Origin of the sequence: Paraburkholderia atlantica (assembly GCF_000092885.1) — a bacterium.
GTDB lineage: Bacteria > Pseudomonadota > Gammaproteobacteria > Burkholderiales > Burkholderiaceae > Paraburkholderia > Paraburkholderia atlantica.
Map to the genome: position 1 here is coordinate 2,828,170 of NC_014117.1, position 20,768 is coordinate 2,848,937.

At 65.1% G+C, this 20,768-nt stretch carries 21 protein-coding genes; 8 read left to right on the forward strand and 13 right to left on the reverse strand.

Translation table 11 applies throughout. From position 1 onward, the window contains the following. Nucleotides 1-48 precede the first annotated feature (48 nt). The 4 genes from pyk to BC1002_RS12690 form a co-directional block, all read right to left on the reverse strand. Nucleotides 49-1,485, reverse strand: coding sequence for a pyruvate kinase (gene pyk / locus BC1002_RS12675; protein WP_013090425.1), 1,437 nt, complete (start codon nt 1,483-1,485; stop codon nt 49-51). Between the two features lie 394 nt (nt 1,486-1,879). Further along, complete coding sequence (locus BC1002_RS12680; protein WP_013090426.1) at nt 1,880-3,073, reverse strand: phosphoglycerate kinase; 1,194 nt, start codon at nt 3,071-3,073, stop codon at nt 1,880-1,882. A gap of 284 nt (nt 3,074-3,357) precedes the next feature. Then, nucleotides 3,358-3,681, reverse strand: a complete 324-nt coding sequence (locus tag BC1002_RS12685) for an AzlD domain-containing protein (RefSeq protein WP_013090427.1) — start codon at nt 3,679-3,681, stop codon at nt 3,358-3,360. Then, nucleotides 3,678-4,433 (reverse strand): AzlC family ABC transporter permease, encoded by a 756-nt coding sequence (locus tag BC1002_RS12690; RefSeq protein WP_013090428.1) that lies wholly within the window; start codon nt 4,431-4,433, stop codon nt 3,678-3,680. Before BC1002_RS12690 ends, BC1002_RS12685 begins: the two co-directional genes overlap by 4 nt. 225 nt (nt 4,434-4,658) lie before the next feature. On the opposite strand from BC1002_RS12690, the gene BC1002_RS12695 reads away from it, so the two are divergent. The 6 genes from BC1002_RS12695 (at nt 4,659) to BC1002_RS12720 (ending at nt 9,364) form a co-directional block, all read left to right on the forward strand. Continuing rightward, nucleotides 4,659-5,582, forward strand: a complete 924-nt coding sequence (locus BC1002_RS12695; RefSeq protein ID WP_013090429.1) for a branched-chain amino acid transaminase — start codon at nt 4,659-4,661, stop codon at nt 5,580-5,582. Nucleotides 5,583-5,656: 74 nt separating this feature from the next. Then, the gene (locus BC1002_RS12700; RefSeq protein ID WP_013090430.1) at nt 5,657-5,851 is read left to right on the forward strand and encodes a zinc-finger domain-containing protein; all 195 of its coding nucleotides are present in this window, start codon (nt 5,657-5,659) and stop codon (nt 5,849-5,851) included. Nucleotides 5,852-6,052: 201 nt separating this feature from the next. Further along, nucleotides 6,053-7,078: a lipopolysaccharide heptosyltransferase II gene (gene waaF, locus BC1002_RS12705; protein WP_013090431.1), complete on the forward strand. Its 1,026-nt coding sequence runs from the start codon at nt 6,053-6,055 to the stop codon at nt 7,076-7,078. 166 nt (nt 7,079-7,244) lie between these two features. Further along, nucleotides 7,245-7,691: a nuclear transport factor 2 family protein gene (locus tag BC1002_RS12710; protein WP_013090432.1), complete on the forward strand. Its 447-nt coding sequence runs from the start codon at nt 7,245-7,247 to the stop codon at nt 7,689-7,691. 52 nt (nt 7,692-7,743) lie between these two features. Then, nucleotides 7,744-8,796, forward strand: coding sequence for a hydrolase (locus tag BC1002_RS12715; RefSeq protein ID WP_013090433.1), 1,053 nt, complete (start codon nt 7,744-7,746; stop codon nt 8,794-8,796). Beyond that, on the forward strand, nt 8,789-9,364 hold the full coding sequence (locus BC1002_RS12720) for a DUF2946 family protein (protein ID WP_013090434.1): 576 nt from the start codon (nt 8,789-8,791) through the stop codon (nt 9,362-9,364). The genes BC1002_RS12715 and BC1002_RS12720 overlap by 8 nt, the downstream gene beginning before the upstream one ends. 30 nt (nt 9,365-9,394) lie before the next feature. Here BC1002_RS12720 and BC1002_RS12725 read toward each other — a convergent pair whose 3' ends face one another. Then, nucleotides 9,395-11,128 carry a M48 family metalloprotease gene (locus BC1002_RS12725; RefSeq protein WP_013090435.1) on the reverse strand — a complete coding sequence of 578 codons (1,734 nt, stop codon included), beginning with the start codon at nt 11,126-11,128 and terminating at the stop codon, nt 9,395-9,397. Between the two features lie 186 nt (nt 11,129-11,314). On the opposite strand from BC1002_RS12725, the gene moaC reads away from it, so the two are divergent. Continuing rightward, nucleotides 11,315-11,794 (forward strand): cyclic pyranopterin monophosphate synthase MoaC, encoded by a 480-nt coding sequence (moaC, locus tag BC1002_RS12730; RefSeq protein WP_013090436.1) that lies wholly within the window; start codon nt 11,315-11,317, stop codon nt 11,792-11,794. 31 nt (nt 11,795-11,825) lie between these two features. Beyond that, on the forward strand, nt 11,826-12,176 hold the full coding sequence (locus BC1002_RS12735) for a nucleotide pyrophosphohydrolase (protein ID WP_013090437.1): 351 nt from the start codon (nt 11,826-11,828) through the stop codon (nt 12,174-12,176). A 57-nt stretch (nt 12,177-12,233) separates the two neighbouring features. Here the strand turns inward: BC1002_RS12735 and BC1002_RS12740 are convergent, their stop codons facing one another. The 8 genes from BC1002_RS12740 to recA form a co-directional block, all read right to left on the reverse strand. Then, complete coding sequence (locus BC1002_RS12740; RefSeq protein WP_013090438.1) at nt 12,234-14,018, reverse strand: PglL family O-oligosaccharyltransferase; 1,785 nt, start codon at nt 14,016-14,018, stop codon at nt 12,234-12,236. A gap of 163 nt (nt 14,019-14,181) precedes the next feature. After that, on the reverse strand, nt 14,182-14,805 hold the full coding sequence (locus BC1002_RS12745; RefSeq protein WP_013090439.1) for a pilin: 624 nt from the start codon (nt 14,803-14,805) through the stop codon (nt 14,182-14,184). Nucleotides 14,806-14,962: 157 nt separating this feature from the next. After that, entirely contained in the window at nt 14,963-15,667 is a 705-nt protein-coding gene (locus tag BC1002_RS12750) for a TerC family protein (RefSeq protein ID WP_013090440.1), read from the reverse strand. Between the two features lie 166 nt (nt 15,668-15,833). Beyond that, nucleotides 15,834-16,715: a succinate--CoA ligase subunit alpha gene (gene sucD / locus BC1002_RS12755; protein WP_013090441.1), complete on the reverse strand. Its 882-nt coding sequence runs from the start codon at nt 16,713-16,715 to the stop codon at nt 15,834-15,836. Nucleotides 16,716-16,845: 130 nt separating this feature from the next. Continuing rightward, entirely contained in the window at nt 16,846-18,015 is a 1,170-nt protein-coding gene (sucC, locus tag BC1002_RS12760; protein WP_013090442.1) for an ADP-forming succinate--CoA ligase subunit beta, read from the reverse strand. A gap of 55 nt (nt 18,016-18,070) precedes the next feature. Further along, nucleotides 18,071-18,745 carry a DUF2889 domain-containing protein gene (locus BC1002_RS12765; protein ID WP_013090443.1) on the reverse strand — a complete coding sequence of 225 codons (675 nt, stop codon included), beginning with the start codon at nt 18,743-18,745 and terminating at the stop codon, nt 18,071-18,073. A gap of 129 nt (nt 18,746-18,874) precedes the next feature. Further along, entirely contained in the window at nt 18,875-19,642 is a 768-nt protein-coding gene (gene recX / locus BC1002_RS12770; protein ID WP_041734429.1) for a recombination regulator RecX, read from the reverse strand. Between the two features lie 7 nt (nt 19,643-19,649). Then, entirely contained in the window at nt 19,650-20,726 is a 1,077-nt protein-coding gene (gene recA / locus BC1002_RS12775) for a recombinase RecA (RefSeq protein ID WP_013090445.1), read from the reverse strand. Nucleotides 20,727-20,768: the final 42 nt, after the last annotated feature.

Here is a 20,768-nt window from a genome sequence, read left to right on the forward strand (position 1 = left end):
CCCTGCTTCGCTCAATCGAGCCCGTGCCGATCGAACAGTCCTGCCTGATCAGTACGGTTCACCGACCCGCACGATCTTCAACGTATTGGTGCCGCCCGCCTGACCCATCGGCTCGCCGACCGTCAGCACGACCATGTCGCCGTGCGACGCGTAGCCCTTGCCGACCACGGTTTCGAGCGCTTGCTGCAGCGCCGTGTCGCGGTCGGTGTTGGTGTCCAGATGCAGCGACGTCACGTTGCGGTACAGCGCCATCGCCCGTTCGCTGCCGACGCGCGGCGTCAGCGCGAAGATCGGCACGTGGGTCCAGTGGCGCGACATCCACAGCGCGGTCGAGCCCGACTCGGTCAGCGCGACGATCGCCTTGGCGCCGAGGTGGTAGGCGGTGAACAGCGCGCCCATCGCGATCGACTGGTCGATCCGCGTGAACGTGCGGTCGAGGAAGTCCTTGTCGAGTTCCGACTGCTCGGACTTTTCCGCTTCGACGCAGATCGCGGCCATCGTCTCGATGGTCTGCACCGGGTACTTGCCCGCCGCCGATTCCGCCGACAGCATCACCGCGTCCGTGCCGTCGAGCACCGCATTGGCGACGTCCGACACTTCCGCGCGGGTCGGCACCGGCGCGTGGATCATCGACTCCATCATCTGCGTCGCGGTGATCACGAACTTGTTCGATTCGCGCGCCATGCGGATCATGCGCTTTTGCAGCGCCGGCACCGCGGCATTGCCCACTTCCACGGCCAGATCGCCACGCGCGACCATGATGCCGTCCGACGCGTCGAGGATGCCTTGCAGCGCCGGAATCGCTTCCGCGCGCTCGATCTTCGCGATCATCTTCGGCTTGATGCCGTACGGCGCGCCGGCGATGTTCGCGAGCTGGCGGGCCATTTCCATGTCGGTCGCGTTCTTCGGGAACGACACCGCGATGAAATCGACACCGAGCGACATCGCCGTGCGGATGTCCTCCATGTCCTTCGCGGTCAGCGCGGGCGCCGAAAGACCGCCGCCCTGGCGGTTGATGCCCTTGTTGTTCGACAGCTCACCGCCGATTTTCACGATCGTGTGGATCTCCTGCCCGATCACGCGCTGCACGTTGAGCACGATCAGGCCGTCGTTGAGCAGCAGCACGTCGCCCGGCTTCAGGTCGCGGGGCAGATCCTTGTAGTCGAGGCCGACGCGCTCGTCATTGCCGAGCTCGCATTCGGCATCGAGGATGAAAGGATTACCGGTGACGAGCGTCGTGCGGCCGTTCTCGAATTTGCCGACACGAATCTTCGGGCCTTGCAGGTCCGCCATGATGGCGACTTCGCGGCCGGCCTGGCGGGCCGCCTCGCGAACGTATTCGGCGCGCTGGCGATGATCGTCGGCGGTACCGTGTGAGAAATTGAGCCGCACCACGTCCAATCCTGCCTGAATCATTTGCAGCAGGATTTCCGGCGTACTGGAAGCCGGACCGACAGTAGCGACAATCTTGGTGGCGCGATGCATGAGTCTCCTCGTCTGGATAGGATCGCTGGAAAGAGCGCTGCGGGGCTGCTGCGGAGGTCGCGCATCGAAAGATGCTACGTGGGGTCGCGCGCCGGTTGTGGCCGGTGTCGCTTTGTGGAGTGAGGCGGGTGATGCGGTATTCGAGACCGGCGCCTCGCGCGCCGGAGATTTGCTGTCCTGCTTGCCGGAGGGCTGTTCCGGCTGGGCCGAATCGCGTTCAGCAGATTCGGCATGTGCCGTTGGCGGCGGCTCCGTTTCGGCCGCCGCGGGCGCTACCAGCGCCTCGGCGGCCGCGCGTTTCGCGCGCTCCCTTGCCGGTGTCGCCGCGTTGCCGCGCGGCGCTTTCGCGTCACGCGCCTTGGTCGACTTCGCCGCTGGGGAGCGCGTCGCCACGTTAAGCCCGCGATTCCAGAACTTCGACCGCCGGCAGCTTCTTGCCCTCGAGGAACTCAAGGAATGCGCCGCCGCCCGTCGAAATGTAGCTGACCTGATCGTGGATGCCGTACTTGGCGATTGCCGCGAGCGTGTCGCCGCCGCCTGCGATCGAGAACGCCGCCGAGCGCGCGATCGCGTCCGCGAGCGTCTTCGTGCCGTTGCCGAACTGGTCGAACTCGAACACGCCGACCGGGCCGTTCCACACGATCGTGCCGGCCTTCTCGAGCTGTGCGGCGAGCACCTTGGCCGTTTCCGGGCCGATGTCGAGGATCATGTCGTCGTCCTGCACATCGGCGACGGCCTTCACTTCGGCCTTCGCGGTCGGAGAGAACTCCTTGGCCGTGACCACGTCGGTCGGGATCGGCACCGAGGCGCCGCGGGCCTTCGCTGCGTCGATGATCGCCTTCGCTTCGGCGACGAGATCGGCTTCGGCGAGCGACTTGCCGATCTTCAGGCCGGCCGCGAGCATGAACGTATTGGCGATGCCACCACCGACGATCAGCTGGTCGACCTTCTCAGCGAGCGACTTCAGGATGGTCAGCTTGGTCGACACCTTCGAGCCCGCGACGATCGCCACGAGCGGACGCTTCGGCGCGCCGAGCGCCTTGCCGAGCGCTTCGAGCTCAGCCGCGAGCAGCGGACCCGCGCAGGCAACCGGCGCGTACTTCGCGATGCCGTGCGTGGTCGCTTCGGCGCGGTGCGCGGTGCCGAACGCGTCGTTCACGTAGATATCGCAGAGCTTGGCCATTTTCTGCGCGAGCTCGTCGGAATCTTTCTTTTCGCCCTTGTTGACGCGGCAGTTTTCGAGCAGCACGACCGAGCCCGGCGCGACGTTCACGCCGTTTTCGACCCAGTTCGCGACGAGCGGCACGTCGCGGCCGAGCAACTCGGCGAGACGCTTCGCCACCGGTGCGAGCGAGTCTTCCGGTTTGAAGTCGCCTTCCGTCGGACGGCCAAGGTGCGAGGTGACCATCACCGCGGCGCCGGCGTCGAGCGCGGCCTTGATGGCCGGGACGGAAGCGCGGATGCGGGTGTCTTCGGTGATGTTGCCTTGATCGTCCTGCGGCACGTTCAGATCGGCGCGGATGAACACGCGTTTGCCGGACAGCTTGCCTTCGGCGATCAGGTCGGAGAGACGCAATACCTTGTTCATGGGCTTGAGTATGCGAGTTGATGAGAAGGCGGTGGCGGACAGCGCGCGGGGACGAGGCGCGGCGAACTCCAGCGCTTCGGCCCAACGGCTCCGCGGGATCGGGCGCCGGCGGCCGGCCGCGGCACTAGGCGCCTTGCTGCGGCGCGCTCAACCCGGAAAAGGGCATTTTAACTGATCCCAACGGCCTTCTGACCGCGACGCGGCGAATGTCGCGTATTTGACCGCGAGGGCGTCGATGCCGCGCGGCGCGGCGCGGCATCATCGCCACATCCCGGGCCGGACCGTCACAGGAAGACACGCATCAGCGTGAACACGACCATCCCGGTCACGATCGTGCCGAGCATGGTGCGGCGCCACAAAAACCAGCCGAGGCCGGCGAGGGTCGCATAGAGCTCATGGTTGGAAGCCGCGAACGACAGCCCGTCGGGCGTCGTCAGCACGTCGGGCACCACCACGGCAGCGAGCGCGGCGGCCGGCGCGTAGCGCAGCATCTTCTGCACGCGCGGCGGCAACACCGTGCGCTCGCCGCCGATCAGGAACATCGCGCGCGTGAGCGCGGTGACGAAGGTCATGCCGAAAATGGCGAGCCAGATTTGCGTTGAGGTCATCGGGAGTCTCCGGCGCGATCGTTCACGCCACGGATGCGGCGCAGGTCCGCGCGCTCGATCATCAGGTCGGCAGCGCTGCCGGCGACGATCGCCGCAATCACCGCGAACGGCAGCGCGAGCCGGTACGGCAGATCGAGCGCGAGCAGCGCCACGACTGCAGCCACGCTGACCGCGGCCAGCGTGGAGCGCGTCGCGACCGCGGACACCATGATGGGCAGCAGCGCGAGCGTGCCGGCGAGCGCGAGCCCCCAGTTATCGGGAATCAGGCTCGCGAGCAGGATGCCGACGATCGACGATACCTGCCACGACAGCCAGCTCGCCACCGCCATGCCCCAGAAATACGCCTCCTTGCCCGGCACGTAGCCGGTCGGAAAGTTCTTTTTGACGAACAGCAGATAGATCACGTCGCCGTTGAAGTAGCCAAGCACGATGCGCCGCCACATCGGCAGATACGAGAAGTGGGGCGCGAGGCCGACACTGAAGATCACGAAGCGGGTGTTGACCATCGCCGCGGTCAGCAGCACGGTCCACACCGGCAGTTTCGCCGCGAGCAGCGGCAGCACCGCCAGCTGCGACGAACCGGCGTAGCACAGCAGCGACATCGTGAGCGCCTGTGGCAGCGTCAGCACGGACTTGCTCATCGCGATGCCCGTCACGAGGCCCCAGGAAAAAATCGCCATCAGCGTGGGGGCATAGGCGCGCGCGCCTTCACGGAAAGCGCGGCGATCGGTGTCGGACAGTCGAGCGAGCATCGGGCGAAGGGTGCGGGGGGAGAAACCCCGTCAAGAAGGCCGGGCCGGCACCAGCTTGCGAGACCACCCGCTGGCGCATCCGGATTTGATTTATGCGTGTGCTGGATTATAGCGTCCGGGGTGCGCCCAAATGCCCGTTGTGTGTGCAAAAGACGCTAAAATAGCGCTCCCGGCTATGTCCTGCGCTCATGGCCGCACCTCATAACGCACCTGCTGGAGAACCGTATGTCAATGGCCGACCGCGACGGCAAGATCTGGATGGATGGCAAGCTCATCGAGTGGCGCGATGCCAAAATCCACGTGCTCACCCACACGCTGCACTATGGCATGGGCGTGTTCGAGGGCGTGCGCGCTTACAAGACCGCCGATGGCGCCACCGCGATTTTCCGCCTGCAGGAGCACACCAAGCGCCTGCTGAACTCGGCGAAGATCTTCCAGATGGACGTGCCGTTCGACCATGAAACGCTCGCCGCCGCGCAGCGCGAAGTGGTCCGCGAGAACAAGCTCGATTCCTGCTATCTGCGCCCGATCATCTGGGTCGGCTCGGAAAAGCTCGGCGTGTCGGCCAAGGGCAACACGATTCACGTCGCGATCGCCGCGTGGCCGTGGGGCGCGTACCTCGGCGAAGACGGGATCACCAAGGGTATCCGCGTGAAGACGTCGTCGTTCACGCGCCATCACGTGAACGTGTCGATGGTGCGAGCGAAGGCGTCGGGCTGGTACGTGAACTCGATCCTCGCGAACCAGGAAGCGATCGCCGACGGCTACGACGAAGCGCTGCTGCTCGACGTCGACGGCTACGTGTCGGAAGGCTCGGGCGAGAACTTCTTCCTCGTCAACAACGGCAAGCTGTACACGCCCGACCTGTCGTCGTGCCTCGACGGCATCACGCGCGACACCGTGATCACGCTCGCGCGCGACATGGGCATCCAGGTGATCGAAAAGCGCATCACGCGCGACGAAGTCTATACCTGCGACGAAGCGTTCTTCACGGGCACGGCAGCCGAAGTCACGCCGATCCGCGAACTCGACAACCGCAAGATCGGCGCCGGCGTGCGCGGCCCGATCACCGAAAAGCTGCAGTCCGCCTTCTTCGACGTCGTGAACGGCAAGGGCGAGAAGTACGCGCACTGGCTCACGAAGATCTGAGCGACGTTTTGAGATGCGCCGCGCCGCCCATCGGCGGCGCACTGCAAGCACCCCGCATACAACGAGAAAGTGTCATGAGCGAAATCAAGGAAATGCCGCTGGTCGAACTGACGGCAAAAGATCTGCCGGCGTATTGTCCGAACCCGGCCATGCCGCGCTGGAGCGCGCATCCGCGCGTCTTCATCGACGTGTCGCACGGCGAAGCGCGTTGCCCGTATTGCAGCACGCGCTACAAGCTGCGCGACGGCGAAGTGATCAAGGGCCATTGATCCAACGCATCGAGCGGTCCTGAGCCGGCTTCAGCGGCACGAGGCGCGGGTTTCGGATCGCGCGCTCGCCGCGCCGCAGGCTCGATCGCACGACCCGCGGGCCCTCGCGCCGCGCGGCTTCCCGCTTTCCCTTTCTACCCATCCGAGGGCCACGCGCATCGCGCGCGCGGCGCTTGTTATCGACACCGGACACTCACTCTGATGCGTCGCGCGTTGGTTATCGCACCGAACTGGATCGGTGACGCATTGATGGCGCAGCCGCTGTTTGCGCGCCTCGTGAAATTGCATCCGCGCATCGTCATCGACGCGGTCGCGCCCAGCTGGGTCGCCCCCGTGCTCGAACGCATGCCGGAAATCCGCGACGTCTACGCGACCGATCTCGCCCACGGCAAGCTGCAGATGCTGCGCCGCTGGCAGCTGTCGAGCGATCTGCGCGACGTCGGCTACGACGCGGCCTACGTGCTGCCGAACTCGTTCAAGTCGGCGCTGATTCCGTGGCTGGCGGGCATTCCGCTGCGCATCGGCTACACCGGCGAGAGTCGCTACGGCATGCTGAACGTGCGTCACGCGAATCCGCGCAAGGACGCGCGTCCGCCGATGGTCGGCCACTACGCCGCCCTCGCCTATGCGCCCGGCGCAAAGGTCCCCGAGGATCTGCCGATGCCGCGCCTCGATACGGATCTGAACGAGGCGTCGCGCGTGTCGGCGCGCTTCAATCTCGATACCCGCGTGCCGCTGCTGGTGTTCTGCCCGGGCGCCGAGTACGGTCCCGCCAAGCGCTGGCCGCCCGAGCACTTCGCGGCGCTCGCGCAGATGGTCGGCCAGTCGTTCCCATACACGCAGATCGTCGCGCTCGGGTCGCCGAAAGACGCGCCGCTCGCGCAGGCAATCGCCGAAAAGGCGCCGAACGTGCGCAACCTGTGCGGCCAGACCGCGCTCGGCGAGGCCTGCGCGCTGATCTCGCGGGCCAACGCGGTCGTCACTAACGACTCCGGCCTGATGCACGTCGCCGCCGCGCTGCGCCGCCCGCTCGTGGCCGTTTTCGGTTCGACCGATCCGCGCCACACCCCGCCCTTGTCCGAGCTCGCGAAGGTACAATGGCTTCATCTCGAATGCAGCCCCTGTTTTGAGCGCGAGTGCCCGCTCGGTCATCTGAACTGTCTGAAGCTGCTGAGCGCCGAGCAGGTTTTCGGCGATTTGCGCGGCATGCTGCTCGCGCAGCGCTGAGCCGACTGGTACTTGTACGCAACACCGCACGCCCCCGAGCGCGTCGCGTCACGTTCGCGCCTTGCGGCACGGGCAAGCTGACGCCGGGGGCGATGGTCCGGCGCTCTGGACCGTCCCGCTACCGCTGACCCGCAACCGCGCGCCGCGCACTAGAGACTGACGAGCCATGCCACGTTTTGCCCATATCTTCGAAGCCGCCGCCGATACCCTGAACGCCTACTATCAGGCCGTCGCCGAGGTCAATATCGACAGCTTGATGGGCTTGTGGATCGACGAGGAGTTCGTCAGCTGCATCTGCGCGGACGGCTCGCATCTGCACGGTCTCGAGAACATCCGCAATGGCTTGCAGACTCAGCTCGAAGCGATGCCGGTGTCTATCGAGCCGCTCGACATCCGCGTTTACGACAGCCTCGGCACCGTCGTCTATGCGATTGCCGAAGCGCATCGTCCGGCCGATCCGACCGCCACGCCGGCGATGGTCTTCACCACCTACGTGATGGTCCACGAACGCGGCGAATGGCGCATTGCGCATATTCACGCGAGCCCGATGCCGAACGAGACCGCCAGCCAGTTCGCGACCAAGATGCGGCATGGCCAGGGCCCGCTGCACTGACGCGCGGCAGGCCGACAGATCCAGATTCACGCTTTCTCGCTTTTGCGCCGGTATGAGTTCGACGCCACATAAACCCGCTTCCTCCGGTACCTCCCCCGCCAGGGTGGCGGCCGCCGTCGAGGCGACCGTCGAGCTGCTGTATCGCGCGCCGCTGTGGCTGCCCAACCGGCATGTGCAGACGATCGTCCCGTCACTGTTCGCGCGCCGACCCGCCGTGTCGTTTCGCCGCGAGCGCTGGGACACACCGGACGGCGATTTCATCGATCTCGACTGGGTCGCGCACGATACTCCGCCCACCGAGACCGCCCCGCTCTTCGTGCTGTTCCACGGCCTCGAAGGCAGTTCGTCGTCGCACTACGCGGTCGCGCTGATGGCCGCCGCGCGGGAATACGGCTGGCACGGCGTGGTACCGCACTTTCGCAGCTGCAGCGGCCCGCTGAACCGGCTGCCGCGCTTCTACCATCTGGCCGACAGCAACGAAGTGGACTGGATCCTGCGCCGCCTGCGCGCCGCGCATCGCGGGCCGGTGGTCGCGGCGGGCGTGTCGCTCGGCGGCAACGTGCTGCTGCGCTGGCTCGGCGAGCGGCAACACGATGCGGTGCAGGTGGTAGCCGCCGCCGCCGCGATTTCGACGCCGATCGACGTCCATGCGGGCGGCCGCGCGCTGTCGCAGGGCTTCGGCCTCGTCTACACGCGCAGCTTCCTGAAGACGCTGAAGCACAAGGCCAATCAGAAGCTCGAGCAGTTCCCGGGCCTGTTCGATCGCGACGCGATGCTCGCGAGCCGCACGATGTACGAGTTCGACAACGTCGTGACCGCGCCGCTGCACGGCTTTCGCAATACCGACGACTACTGGAGCACCGCAACCACCCGCCCGCTGCTGCCGCACATTCAGGTGCCCACGCTGGTGCTCAACGCGCGCAACGACCCGTTCCTGCCGGCCGAAGCGCTGCCGTCGCGGCACGAGGTGTCGGCGGCGGTCGAGCTGTATCAGCCTGAGCACGGCGGCCACGCGGGTTTCATGACCGGGCCGTTCCCGGGCCGCATCGACTGGCTGTCGCGGCGCGTGTTCGGCTATCTGGAGCGACACATCGATCATGGATGACATCGTCAAACAGTCGCTCGCCAAATGGCCGAACGTGCCGAGTTGCACCGGCTGGTTGATGCTCGACCGGCGCGGCAACTGGCGCATGCGCGACGAAGCGGCCCAGGCGAGCGGCGCGCACGGCGTGCCGATCCGGCACGAGGCGCTGCTTGGCTTCATCAACCGGAACTACGAGGCCGATGAACGCGGGCAGTGGTTTTTCCAGAACGGACCGCAGCGCGTGTATGTCGAGCTGGATTACACGCCGTGGGTGGTCAGATTGTCCGCGCACGCGGATGGAACGCTCGCGTTGCACGACCAGGGCGGCGGCACGTTCGAGCCGTCGGCGGTGTTCGTCGATGAAGACGGCGGCATTCTGTTCGCTGATCGCTCGCAGCCGGCACGCATCGCGGCGCTGCACGATCACGACCTCGAGATTTTCTCCGATCATGCGACGCTCGCCGACGATGGCTCATTGAGCGGCGCATTCCACTGGAGCGCTCAACTCACACTGCCGCTGCAAAGCGTGCGACGCGATCAGGTGGCCGCGCGCTTCGGCTTCGTCGCGAGCCCGGCGGCACAGGTTTGACGCACGCGCCGGCGTGCGCCTGCGTACACCCTACCCCTTCTCGTCGAGCCGCTCCTCCTTGTAGCGGCTTTCCATCTCATGCAGGCGCGCGTCGACGGTTGCCAGGTCGTAATAGCCGATCGTCTTTAGGTCGCGCGCGTCCTTCAACTGCCGGATCGCCGATGGCCACGCGCCCTCCAGCGCGAATTTCTCCGCCATCGCGCGATGCTGCGTCAGTGCATCGCCACTGCCCGCGCTCGCCTGCGCGAGATATAGCCACCACGCGGGTTGATCGGGGTGCGCGCGGGTTTCCTGCTTCGCGAGCGCCTGCGCATCGGTGAAACGGTGCAGCGTCAACAGCGTGCGGATATGGATGTCGATCGCGGCGTTCGACTGCGGCCAGCGCTTCTGCGCGAACTCGGCGAGACGCGCGGCTTCGTCGGCGTGACCGGCGCTGCGCGCGATGTCGGTCGCGAGCACGTCGAGGCTCGGCGAATCGCGCTCCGGCTCGCCCTCTGTACGCGCGCCCGAGACGAAGGTCGCGCGCGAGTTCGCTAGCGAGGCGGCCGCGTCGTCGTAGCGCTCGAGCAGCATCTGGCCATACGCGATGCCGTACCAGTTCGCCGCGACGTTCAGCGCGGTGCGATCCTCGATTTCCGAGCGCAAACGCGAAATCTCGTCCGCGTATTCGCTGCGCGAGTGGCCCTGCAACAGACCCGCGCGCGCCCGCACGAAGCCATACTCGGGGTCTTGATGCGGCTGTCGATACGGCGCGCGGCGCGCGCGGTCGTCCATGTCGGCGATCCGTTCACCGGTCAGCGGATGTGTGCGCGCGTAGGCCGGAATGCCGTTGTCGTTTAGCGCCGCGCGGTCGAGCCGATGGAAGAACGTCGGCATCGCGTAGGGATCGTAGCCGGCGCCGGCGAGCAGCAGAAAGCCGACGCGGTCCGCCTCCTGCTCGGCCGATCGCGAGAAGCGCAACTGGCTGTCGACCGCATACGCCTGGCTGCCGAGCGCGATCGCGCTGCCGAGGTCACCGCTATGCGCGAGTACGCCTGCCAGCACGCCGAACAGCACGCCGACGAGCGCCGCGTAGCCGCTGCGCTCGCCGTTCGAGATCATCCGCGAGATGTGTCGCTGCAACACGTGCCCCATCTCGTGACCCAGCACCGCTGCCAGCTCTGATTCGGTCTGCGTCGCGACGATCAGCCCCGTGTTCACGCCGATGAAACCGCCCGGCAGCGAGAACGCGTTGATCTGCGCGTCGCGCACCCCGAACAGTTCGAAATCCGGACGATAACCGCCGATATACAACGCGCTGGCCGCTGCCGCGAGCTTGGCGGCGACCGAATTCAGGTAGTCGCGCACGAGCCAGTCGTCGAGATAATCGGGGTCGCGGCGTATGTCGCGCATCACGCGCTCGCCGAGCTTGCGTTCGGCCTGCGGAGTCAGCGAGCCGGCGCCGCCGCTGCCGAGATCGGGCAACTGCTGCGCGACGATCGGCGCGCGCCAGTCGTTGCTGCCGGTTTTGCCGCCATTGCTGCCGCTAGCGCCGCCATTGGAAAAACGGCTCTGCGCGCCGCCGTAGGTGCCGAACACGCCGCGCGCGATGTCGGGCGGCAGGATCGGATCGGCATGCGCGTCGCTCGGACCGCTAACGAGCGGCGCCTCAGACGATGAGGTTCCCGGCGCGATGGCCGCCCTGCCGGTCGATTGCGCGAACGCGCCGGGCGGCATCGCGAGCGCGACGGATAGCCATGCAGCGAGGAATCGTTTTGAACGCATCGCGAAGCCGGTCTGACGAAGTCGAAAAACGCCGCCCGTGGCCCGGACTAAGATAACGGGCAAGGGCGTCAAGGACGCGTACAAGGCAAAACGCAAGGTACGACACAGCGCAAGTGTAACCAGTCGCCGCGACGATTCGGGGCCGCGCCGCACTGCTATGATAGGCGCCCTCTGAAGGAGTCAACCATGCCTGAACTCACTCATTTCGATGCGTCCGGTGACGCGCATATGGTGGACGTCGGCGGCAAGCAGGAGACCAGGCGCATCGCGATCGCGCGTGGCTCGATCCGCATGCTGCCCGACACGTTCGCGCTGATCCGCGACGGCAACGCCAAAAAGGGCGACGTAATCGGCATCGCACGAATCGCGGCGATCCAGGCCTCAAAGCGCACCGCCGATCTGATTCCGCTGTGCCACCCGCTCGCGCTGACACGCGTGAAGGCAGATTTCGAGCTCGACGAGCAGATGCCCGGCGTGCATTGCACGGTCCGGGTCGAGACGTTCGGACGCACGGGCGTCGAAATGGAAGCGCTCACCGCCGTGCAGGTCGGGCTGCTGACCGTCTACGACATGTGCAAGGCCGTCGATCGCGGCATGACCATCACCGATGTGAAGGTGATGGAAAAGCACGGCGGGAAGTCGGGGGATTGGGTCGCGCAAGCTTGAAGCGCGGTTAGGCAACTATCCGGGTAGCACCATGACCATCGACGAACTGCTCAAGCAGCTACTTGCGTTTCGCGACGCGCGCGACTGGCGGCAGTTTCATACGCTGCGCAACCTGATCGTCTCCACCGGCATCGAAGCCGGCGAGCTTCTGGAGACGATTCAATGGAAGTCCGACGCGCAGATCGACGCGCTGCTCAGCGATCCCGAGCAATCGACGAACCTCCGGCACGAGTGCGCCGACGTGTTCATGTACCTGCTGCTGGTCGCCCATACCGCGGGCTTCGATCTCGTCGACGCGGCAGCGGAAAAACTGAAGCTCAACGAAGCGCGCTACCCCGTCGATAAGGCGAAAGGCACCGCCGCGAAGTATTCCGAGCTTTGAGCTTCGTGGCGCGGAGACCTGTCTTGGCGCGAGCATCGCCAAGCCTCCGCAGTCCGATCAGTCCTCGTCGCTGTCGTCATCCGGTGCCGCGTCCGATGCCGGCGTGCCGTAGCGTTTCACCAACTGCTCCCTGAAGCCCGCGAGCGACTTCTGCTCATCGACGAGCTGGTACACATAGCCGAGCTGCACCGGCCAGTCCTTCAGTTCCTCCGCGAAAATCCGCAAGCGTTCGACCGTATCGAGCGCCGCCGCGGTGTCGCCGGCCAGCGCCTGCAGCACCGCGTAGCGCCGCAGCACCGTTTCGCCCGGCAACAGCGCGATCGCCCGCTTGTGCATCGCGAGCTTGCGTTGCAAGTTCAGTGGATTCATCGGTTGCAGCGTCGCCAGACCGTATTCGCCCCACGCGCCGAACATGAACGACGGATCGGCGCCGTACTGCTCGGCTGGACGCTGGCCGTAGTACAGCACCTCGGCACGCGCATAGTCGCGATACACCGGATACAGCGCGGCGAGTCCGCCGAATACCACGACCCCGAACGCGCCGAGCGATAGATTCGCCGGCACCATGCGCAAGGGCCGCGTTTCGAGCAGACCGAACACGAACATCGCGGGCAGCAGGAAGAACATGTACTGCTGCGGATACTCGACGAGCGCATGCATCGTGAGCACGCCGATCAGCGCGATGCCAAACACGCGCGTGGCGCTTTGCGGCGCACGCACGACGCGCACGAGCCAGGCAACGAGACCCACGAGCACGATCGCGAGACCGATCAGGCCGGTTTTCGCGAGCAGATCGACGAAGATGTCGTGCGAGTTGTTGGCGATTTCGACGCCACCGAGTTGCCTGACGAGCTCGAACTGATAGCTCGGGAATTCGCCCCAGCCGACGCCGAGCAGCGGATGCTGCTTGAACATCGTCCAGCCGTATTTCAATAGCGCGATGCGCGGCGCGATCTGACCGGCATCCTGGAAGCGCTCGGCCGCCGACTGCCCGAGTTCGAGGTGAAAGCGCACGTTGGCCCAGCGGATCACCGCATTGACCACGAAAAACAGCACACCGAGCGCGATCGGCACCAGCCAGTCACGGTTGCTCCGGCGCGATTGCGGTTCGTTGCGAGTCTGCGCGAATGCCATCCAGAAGCCGGCCACGACGATCACACCCATCTGCAGCCACGGACCGCGCGACACGGTCAGCGCGAGGCCGACCGAGAAAATCGTCGACACGAGCAGCCAGACAGGCACCGCGATGCGGCGCGTCTGCACGAGGTACAACGCACCCGCCATTGCGAACGCAATATACGTCGCGAGGTGGTTCGCCTGCGCCATGTTGCCGAATGGCCGCCGGTCGACGGTGATGTTGTACGCGACGACGAGCGGAGCCACGCGCGCCTCGAGGTGAAACAGCTGGATCACCTGGCTGAACACCGCGAACAGACCGCCGACGATCAACGCCCCCGCCGCCCAGCGCAACGCGGTCTCGTCGAGCTTCACGCGCGCGAAGCCATAGCCCACGTGCACGGCCATCAACGCAGCGAGCAGGAAGCCGGCGCCGAGCCAGTTCATCGACGGCTCAGTGACCGGCAGCACGAACGTCTGCACGACCAGCACGAGGCCGAACAGCAAGGGCACGAGCGCGACCGTTGGCGACGCGAAGCTCACGCGAGGCCGCGTGGTCGCGACCATCAGCATGACGGCCGCCCCGGTCAGCAGATACAGCGCGAGCGACGTGAATTCGGAGTAGAAGGTTGGGATCGGATACGTATGGTTGGCAACCGCGTAGGGCAGAATCAACGCAAGAGCCAGCAGTACGAGAGACAGGTAGCGCGCGAAAGGGGTGGGCATCGAATCAACGGTGGGCGTCAGCAACCGGCGCACTATACAAAAATTTCGTTGCACTGTGCGCCGGTTCGGCCGAAATAGGCTGCAAATCAGCCCTTTACGTTGTGGCTTCGAGTCGTCCGGTCAGCGCCTGGTCGTCGTCTCGTTCGCCCCTTCATCTGCCCCCTTACGATCGGCATTCAGGCGGTGCCAGGTTCGCTGCGAGCGTGGGCGCTTCGCCCGGCATCGGCCCCGAACCCGGCGCCGGCAACGACGACGCGCTCTTGCCGCTCGCGAAGCATTCCCACGTCAGCGCGCCCGTCTGCACCGTGTCCTTGCTCAACGCGACACGTGCGCTCGGCGCGTCGGCGTTGTCCGGCACCGAGGGCACCAGCGTCATCGTGTTGGCGCCGGCCTGCGCGACGCGCGTCGAGTACGTGATCGTGATCTGGCCGGTGTCGTCGTCGATCTGGATGGACTCGACGTTGCGCGTGGCGGGCGGCGACGCATAGCCGCCACTGAACGCGTTGCCGCTCGCGGCGTTTTCGGCCACCGCGAGCCGCGCCGACGCCGCCAGCGACAAGCCCTCGCCGACCCGGCTGCGCGCCAGATAGTCCTGATACGCGGGTATCGCATAGGCTGCGATCACACCGACGATCGCCAGCACGATCATCAACTCGATCAGCGTGAAACCGACGCCGCAGCGCCGGCAAAGGCGCGCGAACCAATTCTCGCGCCAGCGTGCGCGGCGTGACCTACGCGAAAATTGCGTCGATTGAGAGTAAGGGGAATATGGCAGGATAACGATCATCGGCAGACTCCTGATACGAGAAACGCCTGGCCCGTGGATCGGGAACAGGCTTTTCAATCGTAGCGAGCGAAGCTCGCGCGTCACAGTCAGCCGGATGGCCAGGCTTGCATTCGGACGGCATCGCGGATTAGGCAGCGGCGCACCGTCAATGCCGTGCTCACACCGCCGCGCGTTTCGCGTTACGGCGCTTCAACAGATAACCGACGATCACGACGAACAGCGCGCCCGCGATGCTCATCCCGTATTCGGCGACGGGCGTGTCGAGGACCGGCCAGCGGTCGCCGGCCGGGTCGTTGACCATCAGGCCGCCCGCGATCCAGCCGAGCAGACCCGCACCGAACAGCACGATGCCCGGAAAGCGATCGAGCAGTTTCAGAATCAGCTGGCTGCCCCACACGATCAGCGGAATGCTCACGACGAGGCCAAAGATCACCAGAGCCAGCCTGTGCTCGTGCTCCGCGGCTTCGGCCGCGCCCGCGATCGCGATCACGTTGTCCACGCTCATCACCGCGTCCGCGATGATGATCGTCTTCACCGCCGAGATCAGCTTGTCGGCCGGCTTCACGTTGTCGTGAATGTCGTGCGCGGGCGCGAGCAGGCGCACACCGATCCACAGCAGCAGCAGGCCGCCCGCGAACTTCAGGAACGGCACATCGAGCAGCGCGACCGCGAACGCGATCAGCACGACCCGCAGCAGGATCGCGCCGGCGGTCCCCCACACGATGCCGCGCATGCGCTGCGACTGCGGCAGGTTGCGACAGGCGAGCGCAATGACGACCGCGTTATCGCCGCCGAGCAGAACGTCGATGACGATGATCTGAAAAACCGCGCCCCAATTGAGCGTCGTGAAGAATTCGAGCATGGAAAAAAGAATAAGAAAAAATCGACCGGGCGGACAGCACGACGGCGCGAGCACGGACGAAAAAAAAGCGGGGGAGTCTGCACTCCCCCGTTTTTCGGGACCGCTCGCTCACGAAAGGACTTCGTAAGCGTATCAAAATCGCGCGCCTACGGCACGCGAATTCTATTTACAGCATCGCCTTCAGAAGACGCGCCATTTCCGACGGGTTCTTCGTGACCTTGATACCGCATGCGTCCATGATTTCCAGCTTCGCTTCAGCGGTGTCGGCACCGCCCGAGATCAGCGCGCCGGCGTGGCCCATGCGCTTGCCCGGAGGCGCCGTGACGCCAGCGATGAAGCCAACCACCGGCTTCTTCATGTTGTCCTTGATCCAGTGCGCGGCGTTTGCCTCGTCCGGACCGCCGATTTCGCCGATCATGATGACGGCATCCGTATCCGGATCGTCGTTGAACATCTTCATCACGTCGATGTGCTTCAGACCGTTGATCGGGTCGCCGCCGATACCGACTGCCGACGACTGGCCGAGGCCGATCGCGGTCAGCTGGCCGACTGCTTCATACGTCAGCGTGCCCGAACGCGACACGACGCCGATGCGGCCCTTGCGGTGGATGTGACCCGGCATGATACCGATCTTCAGCTCGTCCGGCGTGATCGTGCCCGGGCAGTTCGGTCCGAGCAGCAGCGTCTTGCGGTTTTCGCGACGCATACGGTCCTTGATCTCGATCATGTCGCGGACAGGGATGCCTTCCGTGATACAGATTGCGAGATCCAGGTCGGCTTCGACTGCTTCCCAGATGGCTGCAGCAGCGCCTGCCGGCGGAACGTAAATCACCGACACGGTTGCGCCCGTTTCAGCCTTGGCTTCAGCGACGCTCGCGTAAATGGGGATGCCTTCGAAATCTTCGCCGGCGCGCTTCGGGTTCACGCCCGCGACGTACGCTTCGCGGCCGTTTGCGTATTCACGGCATGCACGCGTGTGGAACTGACCGGTCTTGCCGGTGATGCCCTGCGTGATGACCTTGGTGTCTTTGTTGATCAGAATCGACATGTATTGACCTCTGTTCGTTTGGCGTCGCGCGGTAGCGCCACGCGGCGCGATGCTTCACGCCTGTGTCGCTCGCGCGCCGCCACTCGTCATTTTGGCAAATGAGCTGGTAAATGCGCCGCAGACAGGTGGCTTACGCCTTGCCCGAAGCAGCCGCGACGACCTTCTGAGCCGCTTCTTCCATGCTGTCCGCCGAGATGATCGGCAGGCCGGATTCGGCGAGCATCTTCTTGCCCAGGTCTTCGTTCGTGCCCTTCATGCGGACCACGAGCGGCACCTTCAGCGACACGGCCTTCGACGCCGCGATCACGCCTTCCGCGATCACGTCGCAGCGCATGATGCCACCGAAGATGTTGACCAGAATCGCGGTCAGGTTCGGGTTCTTCAGCATGATCTTGAACGCTTCGGTGACCTTCTCGGTCGTAGCTCCTCCGCCGACGTCGAGGAAGTTCGCCGGTTCGCCGCCGAACAGCTTGATGGTGTCCATCGTTGCCATCGCGAGGCCTGCGCCGTTCACGAGGCAGCCGATGTTGCCGTCGAGCGAGATGTACGCGAGGTCGAATTTGGACGCTTCGATTTCAGCCGGATCTTCTTCGTCCAGATCGCGGTAAGCGACGATTTCCGGGTGACGGAACAGCGCGTTCGAGTCGAAGTTGAACTTCGCGTCGAGTGCGATGACCTTGCCGTCGCCGGTCAGGATCAGCGGGTTGATTTCGGCGAGCGATGCGTCGGTTTCCCAGAATGCCTTGTACAGGCCTTGCAGGATCGCGCGGGCTTGCGGGATCGAAGCGTCGGGCACGCCGATCTTCTTCGCGAGGTCGTCTGCTTCCGAGTCCTTCAGGCCGGTCGACGGATCGACAGCAACCTTGTGGATCAGCTCAGGCGTCTTTTCCGCGACTTCTTCGACGTCCATGCCGCCTTCGCTCGACGCCATCACGACGATCTTCTGCGAAACGCGATCGATCACGAGACCGACATACAGTTCCTTCTTGATGTCAGCGCCTTCTTCGATCAGAAGGCGATTGACCTTCTGGCCTTCCGGACCGGTCTGGTGCGTGACGAGCTGCATGCCGAGGATCTGGTTCGAGTACTCGCGAACCTGTTCCAGCGACTTGGCGACCTTGACGCCGCCGCCCTTGCCACGGCCACCTGCGTGGATCTGAGCCTTGACGACCCACACCGGGCCGCCGAGCTCTTCCGCGGCCTTGACCGCATCATCCACCGAGAAGACCGGCTTGCCGCGCGGTACCGCGACGCCGAATTTCCGCAGGATTTCCTTACCCTGGTACTCGTGAATCTTCATGCGTGATTCCCTTCAGTCTGAGAGTTGGATAGAACTTCGATTCCGTTGCCGCCGTTCAGGCCGACGCGTCGCCGCTTGGTGCGCGGGCCGCCGCGTCGTCCGACGAGGCCGCGCGTTCCGCCGGACGCGGTGCGTGGCCATACCAGCGCGGATAAAACTGTTTCACCGCCTCGCCGTCGAAACGCAGCGCGTGGCAGCGTCCCAACTGGAATGGCGGTTTGTCGTTGGAATGCTCGCCTGTGCCGTTGGACGATTCGTCTCCCGAACCCGCGTTCGCGCCCGGCGTGCCTTCATCGGTGTTCCACACTTCGCCGGCGAACGCCTGGATCGCGGCAGTCGGCAACATCGCGCACAGCTCGGTGAGATGCGTGCAACCGGCCGTGCCGGCCAGCAAACGGGCAGCATCGCGACGGAAGTTGTGGAACAGATTGAGCCCGATGAGGGCACGGTAGGCGGGATTGCTGGCCTGGCATAACCCTGGATAGGGCACCCAGTCGGACGACGCCTCGGCGTCGACGACATTGAGCTTGCGATCGATGGTGATGCGAAGCCAGAGTTCATGGATCGGCTGACCATTGGGCCGGATTCCCGACGGAAGCGCCACATCGCGAGGCTTTTCGTCGGTCAGGCACGCTTCCACATCCCACAGGCCATCGGCTCGCTCGTAAGCTTCCGCTCTGATTGCGCGACGGTGGCGCAACTGACGGGACACTGGCGGGGAGAGCGACATGCGGGAAGGAAAGGCCGGATTGGAAAACCTCTGGATTTTAGCATAACGGGTATTTGGGACAGCCCCGATTGCGCATGGCCTCGAGCCGGGTTACGGCGCGGCAATCGACCGGCCGTCAGGGCTGCCGTGCTAGTCGCCGTCGCAGATGTCGTCGATACCCTTCAGGATCTTGCCGATCGTCGCGCCGGAGAAGCCGCGCGACGCCAGGAAGCGCGCCTGCTTCGCGTGCTCCGCCGGCGTTTGCGGCAGCTGGCCGAACTTCTTGCGCCAGACCGCCTGGGCGCGCGCGAGTTCGGTTTCGCGCAATTGCGCACTCGCCTCTTCGACGAGCGCCGGGTTCAGCGCGTGCAGCTTCAGTTCGCCGAGGATGCGGCTCGTGCCGAGCCGCGATGCGCGCCGGTGAACCAGACTTTCCGCGAAGCGCGAGTCCGATAGCCAGTTTTCGGCTTCCAGCGAGTCAAGCACCGCGTCGAGCGAATCGGTTTCCTCGACATACGGTTTCAGCTTGCGCGCGAGTTCGGCGCGGCTATATTCGCGGCGCGACAGATAACCGAGTGCGCGTGCTTTCAACGAACGGGTTGGGCGTTGGGATTTTCTGCTGTCGTCCTGGTCGGCCTGCCCCGGCTTTGCTTCGCCCGCCTGGCGACGCGAGCGGGTGTAGGTGACTTCGGACGGGGGTGGGGAATCGCGCCCGGAGAAATCCGGGCTGGACGATGCTGCAGCGGATGCAGACCGCGTGCGCTGCGGGCCGCGGCCTGCGGCGCGGTCGTGTGCGTCGAACGATTCGAACGGATCGAATGGATCGCCGGAATCAGGCGATCCATCCGCCGTGTCGCGCGGGCCGTCCGGATAGCGTCCGGAGTCGGAACCGGACAACGGCCGGCCTTTGCGTATCACGTGATGCTTACTCTTCTTCGTCCGCGACTTCAGCGTCCGCGCCGGTCACGGCGTCCGCCATCGCGGTAACGCCCAGCGATTCGCGGATACGGTTTTCGATTTCGCGAGCGATGTCCGGATTTTCGCGCAGGAATTCACGCGCGTTGTCCTTGCCCTGACCGATCCGCTCGCCGTTGTAGCTGTACCATGCGCCGGCTTTATCGACGATCTTCGCCTGCACGCCGAGGTCGATGATTTCGCCCTGACGCGAGATGCCCTCACCGTACAGGATGTCGAAGATCGCTTCGCGGAACGGCGGCGACACCTTGTTCTTGACGACCTTCACGCGTGTTTCGTTGCCGATCACTTCGTCGTTCTTCTTGATCGAACCGATGCGGCGAATGTCCAGACGCACCGACGCGTAGAACTTCAGCGCGTTACCGCCCGTGGTGGTCTCCGGGTTGCCAAACATCACGCCGATCTTCATGCGGATCTGGTTGATGAAGATCACGAGGCAGTTCGTACGCTTGATCGTGCCGGTCAGCTTGCGCAGTGCCTGCGACATCAGACGCGCCTGCAGACCCGGCAGCGAGTCGCCCATTTCGCCTTCGATTTCCGCCTTCGGCACCAGCGCCGCGACCGAGTCGATCACGATCATGTCGATCGAGCCCGAGCGCACCAGCGCGTCGGCGATTTCGAGCGCCTGTTCGCCGGTGTCCGGCTGCGAGACCAGCAGGTCGGCAACGTTCACGCCGAGCTTGCCCGCATATTGAATGTCCAGCGCGTGTTCCGCGTCGATGAACGCCGCGGTGCCGCCGAGCTTCTGCATTTCGGCGATGACCTGCAGCGTCAGCGTGGTTTTACCGGACGATTCCGGACCGTAGATTTCGACCACGCGGCCGCGCGGCAAACCGCCGACGCCCAGTGCGATGTCGAGGCCGAGCGATCCGGTGGAGACCACCTGGATGTCTTCGACTGCCTCACCTGCGCCGAGCCGCATGACCGACCCTTTGCCGAACTGCTTTTCGATCTGCGCGAGCGCGGCGGCGAGAGCCTTGCTCTTTTCAGCAGTCAGTCCAGCCGAGCCTTTCTTGCTTTCTTCCATGAATCGTCCTTTGCTATGATGAACGGCGTCTGAGGCAGGTGT

Bases quoted from the DNA above. Each gene is read 5' to 3' on its own strand.
- pyk (WP_013090425.1), bottom strand. From the start codon at position 1,485: ATGCATCGCGCCACCAAGATTGTCGCTACTGTCGGTCCGGCTTCCAGT.
- BC1002_RS12680 (WP_013090426.1), bottom strand. From the start codon at position 3,073: ATGAACAAGGTATTGCGTCTCTCCGACCTGATCGCCGAAGGCAAGCTG.
- BC1002_RS12685 (WP_013090427.1), bottom strand. From the start codon at position 3,681: ATGACCTCAACGCAAATCTGGCTCGCCATTTTCGGCATGACCTTCGTC.
- BC1002_RS12690 (WP_013090428.1), bottom strand. From the start codon at position 4,433: ATGCTCGCTCGACTGTCCGACACCGATCGCCGCGCTTTCCGTGAAGGC.
- BC1002_RS12695 (WP_013090429.1), top strand. From the start codon at position 4,659: ATGTCAATGGCCGACCGCGACGGCAAGATCTGGATGGATGGCAAGCTC.
- BC1002_RS12700 (WP_013090430.1), top strand. From the start codon at position 5,657: ATGAGCGAAATCAAGGAAATGCCGCTGGTCGAACTGACGGCAAAAGAT.
- waaF (WP_013090431.1), top strand. From the start codon at position 6,053: ATGCGTCGCGCGTTGGTTATCGCACCGAACTGGATCGGTGACGCATTG.
- BC1002_RS12710 (WP_013090432.1), top strand. From the start codon at position 7,245: ATGCCACGTTTTGCCCATATCTTCGAAGCCGCCGCCGATACCCTGAAC.
- BC1002_RS12715 (WP_013090433.1), top strand. From the start codon at position 7,744: ATGAGTTCGACGCCACATAAACCCGCTTCCTCCGGTACCTCCCCCGCC.
- BC1002_RS12720 (WP_013090434.1), top strand. From the start codon at position 8,789: ATGGATGACATCGTCAAACAGTCGCTCGCCAAATGGCCGAACGTGCCG.
- BC1002_RS12725 (WP_013090435.1), bottom strand. From the start codon at position 11,128: ATGCGTTCAAAACGATTCCTCGCTGCATGGCTATCCGTCGCGCTCGCG.
- moaC (WP_013090436.1), top strand. From the start codon at position 11,315: ATGCCTGAACTCACTCATTTCGATGCGTCCGGTGACGCGCATATGGTG.
- BC1002_RS12735 (WP_013090437.1), top strand. From the start codon at position 11,826: ATGACCATCGACGAACTGCTCAAGCAGCTACTTGCGTTTCGCGACGCG.
- BC1002_RS12740 (WP_013090438.1), bottom strand. From the start codon at position 14,018: ATGCCCACCCCTTTCGCGCGCTACCTGTCTCTCGTACTGCTGGCTCTT.
- BC1002_RS12745 (WP_013090439.1), bottom strand. From the start codon at position 14,805: ATGATCGTTATCCTGCCATATTCCCCTTACTCTCAATCGACGCAATTT.
- BC1002_RS12750 (WP_013090440.1), bottom strand. From the start codon at position 15,667: ATGCTCGAATTCTTCACGACGCTCAATTGGGGCGCGGTTTTTCAGATC.
- sucD (WP_013090441.1), bottom strand. From the start codon at position 16,715: ATGTCGATTCTGATCAACAAAGACACCAAGGTCATCACGCAGGGCATC.
- sucC (WP_013090442.1), bottom strand. From the start codon at position 18,015: ATGAAGATTCACGAGTACCAGGGTAAGGAAATCCTGCGGAAATTCGGC.
- BC1002_RS12765 (WP_013090443.1), bottom strand. From the start codon at position 18,745: ATGTCGCTCTCCCCGCCAGTGTCCCGTCAGTTGCGCCACCGTCGCGCA.
- recA (WP_013090445.1), bottom strand. From the start codon at position 20,726: ATGGAAGAAAGCAAGAAAGGCTCGGCTGGACTGACTGCTGAAAAGAGC.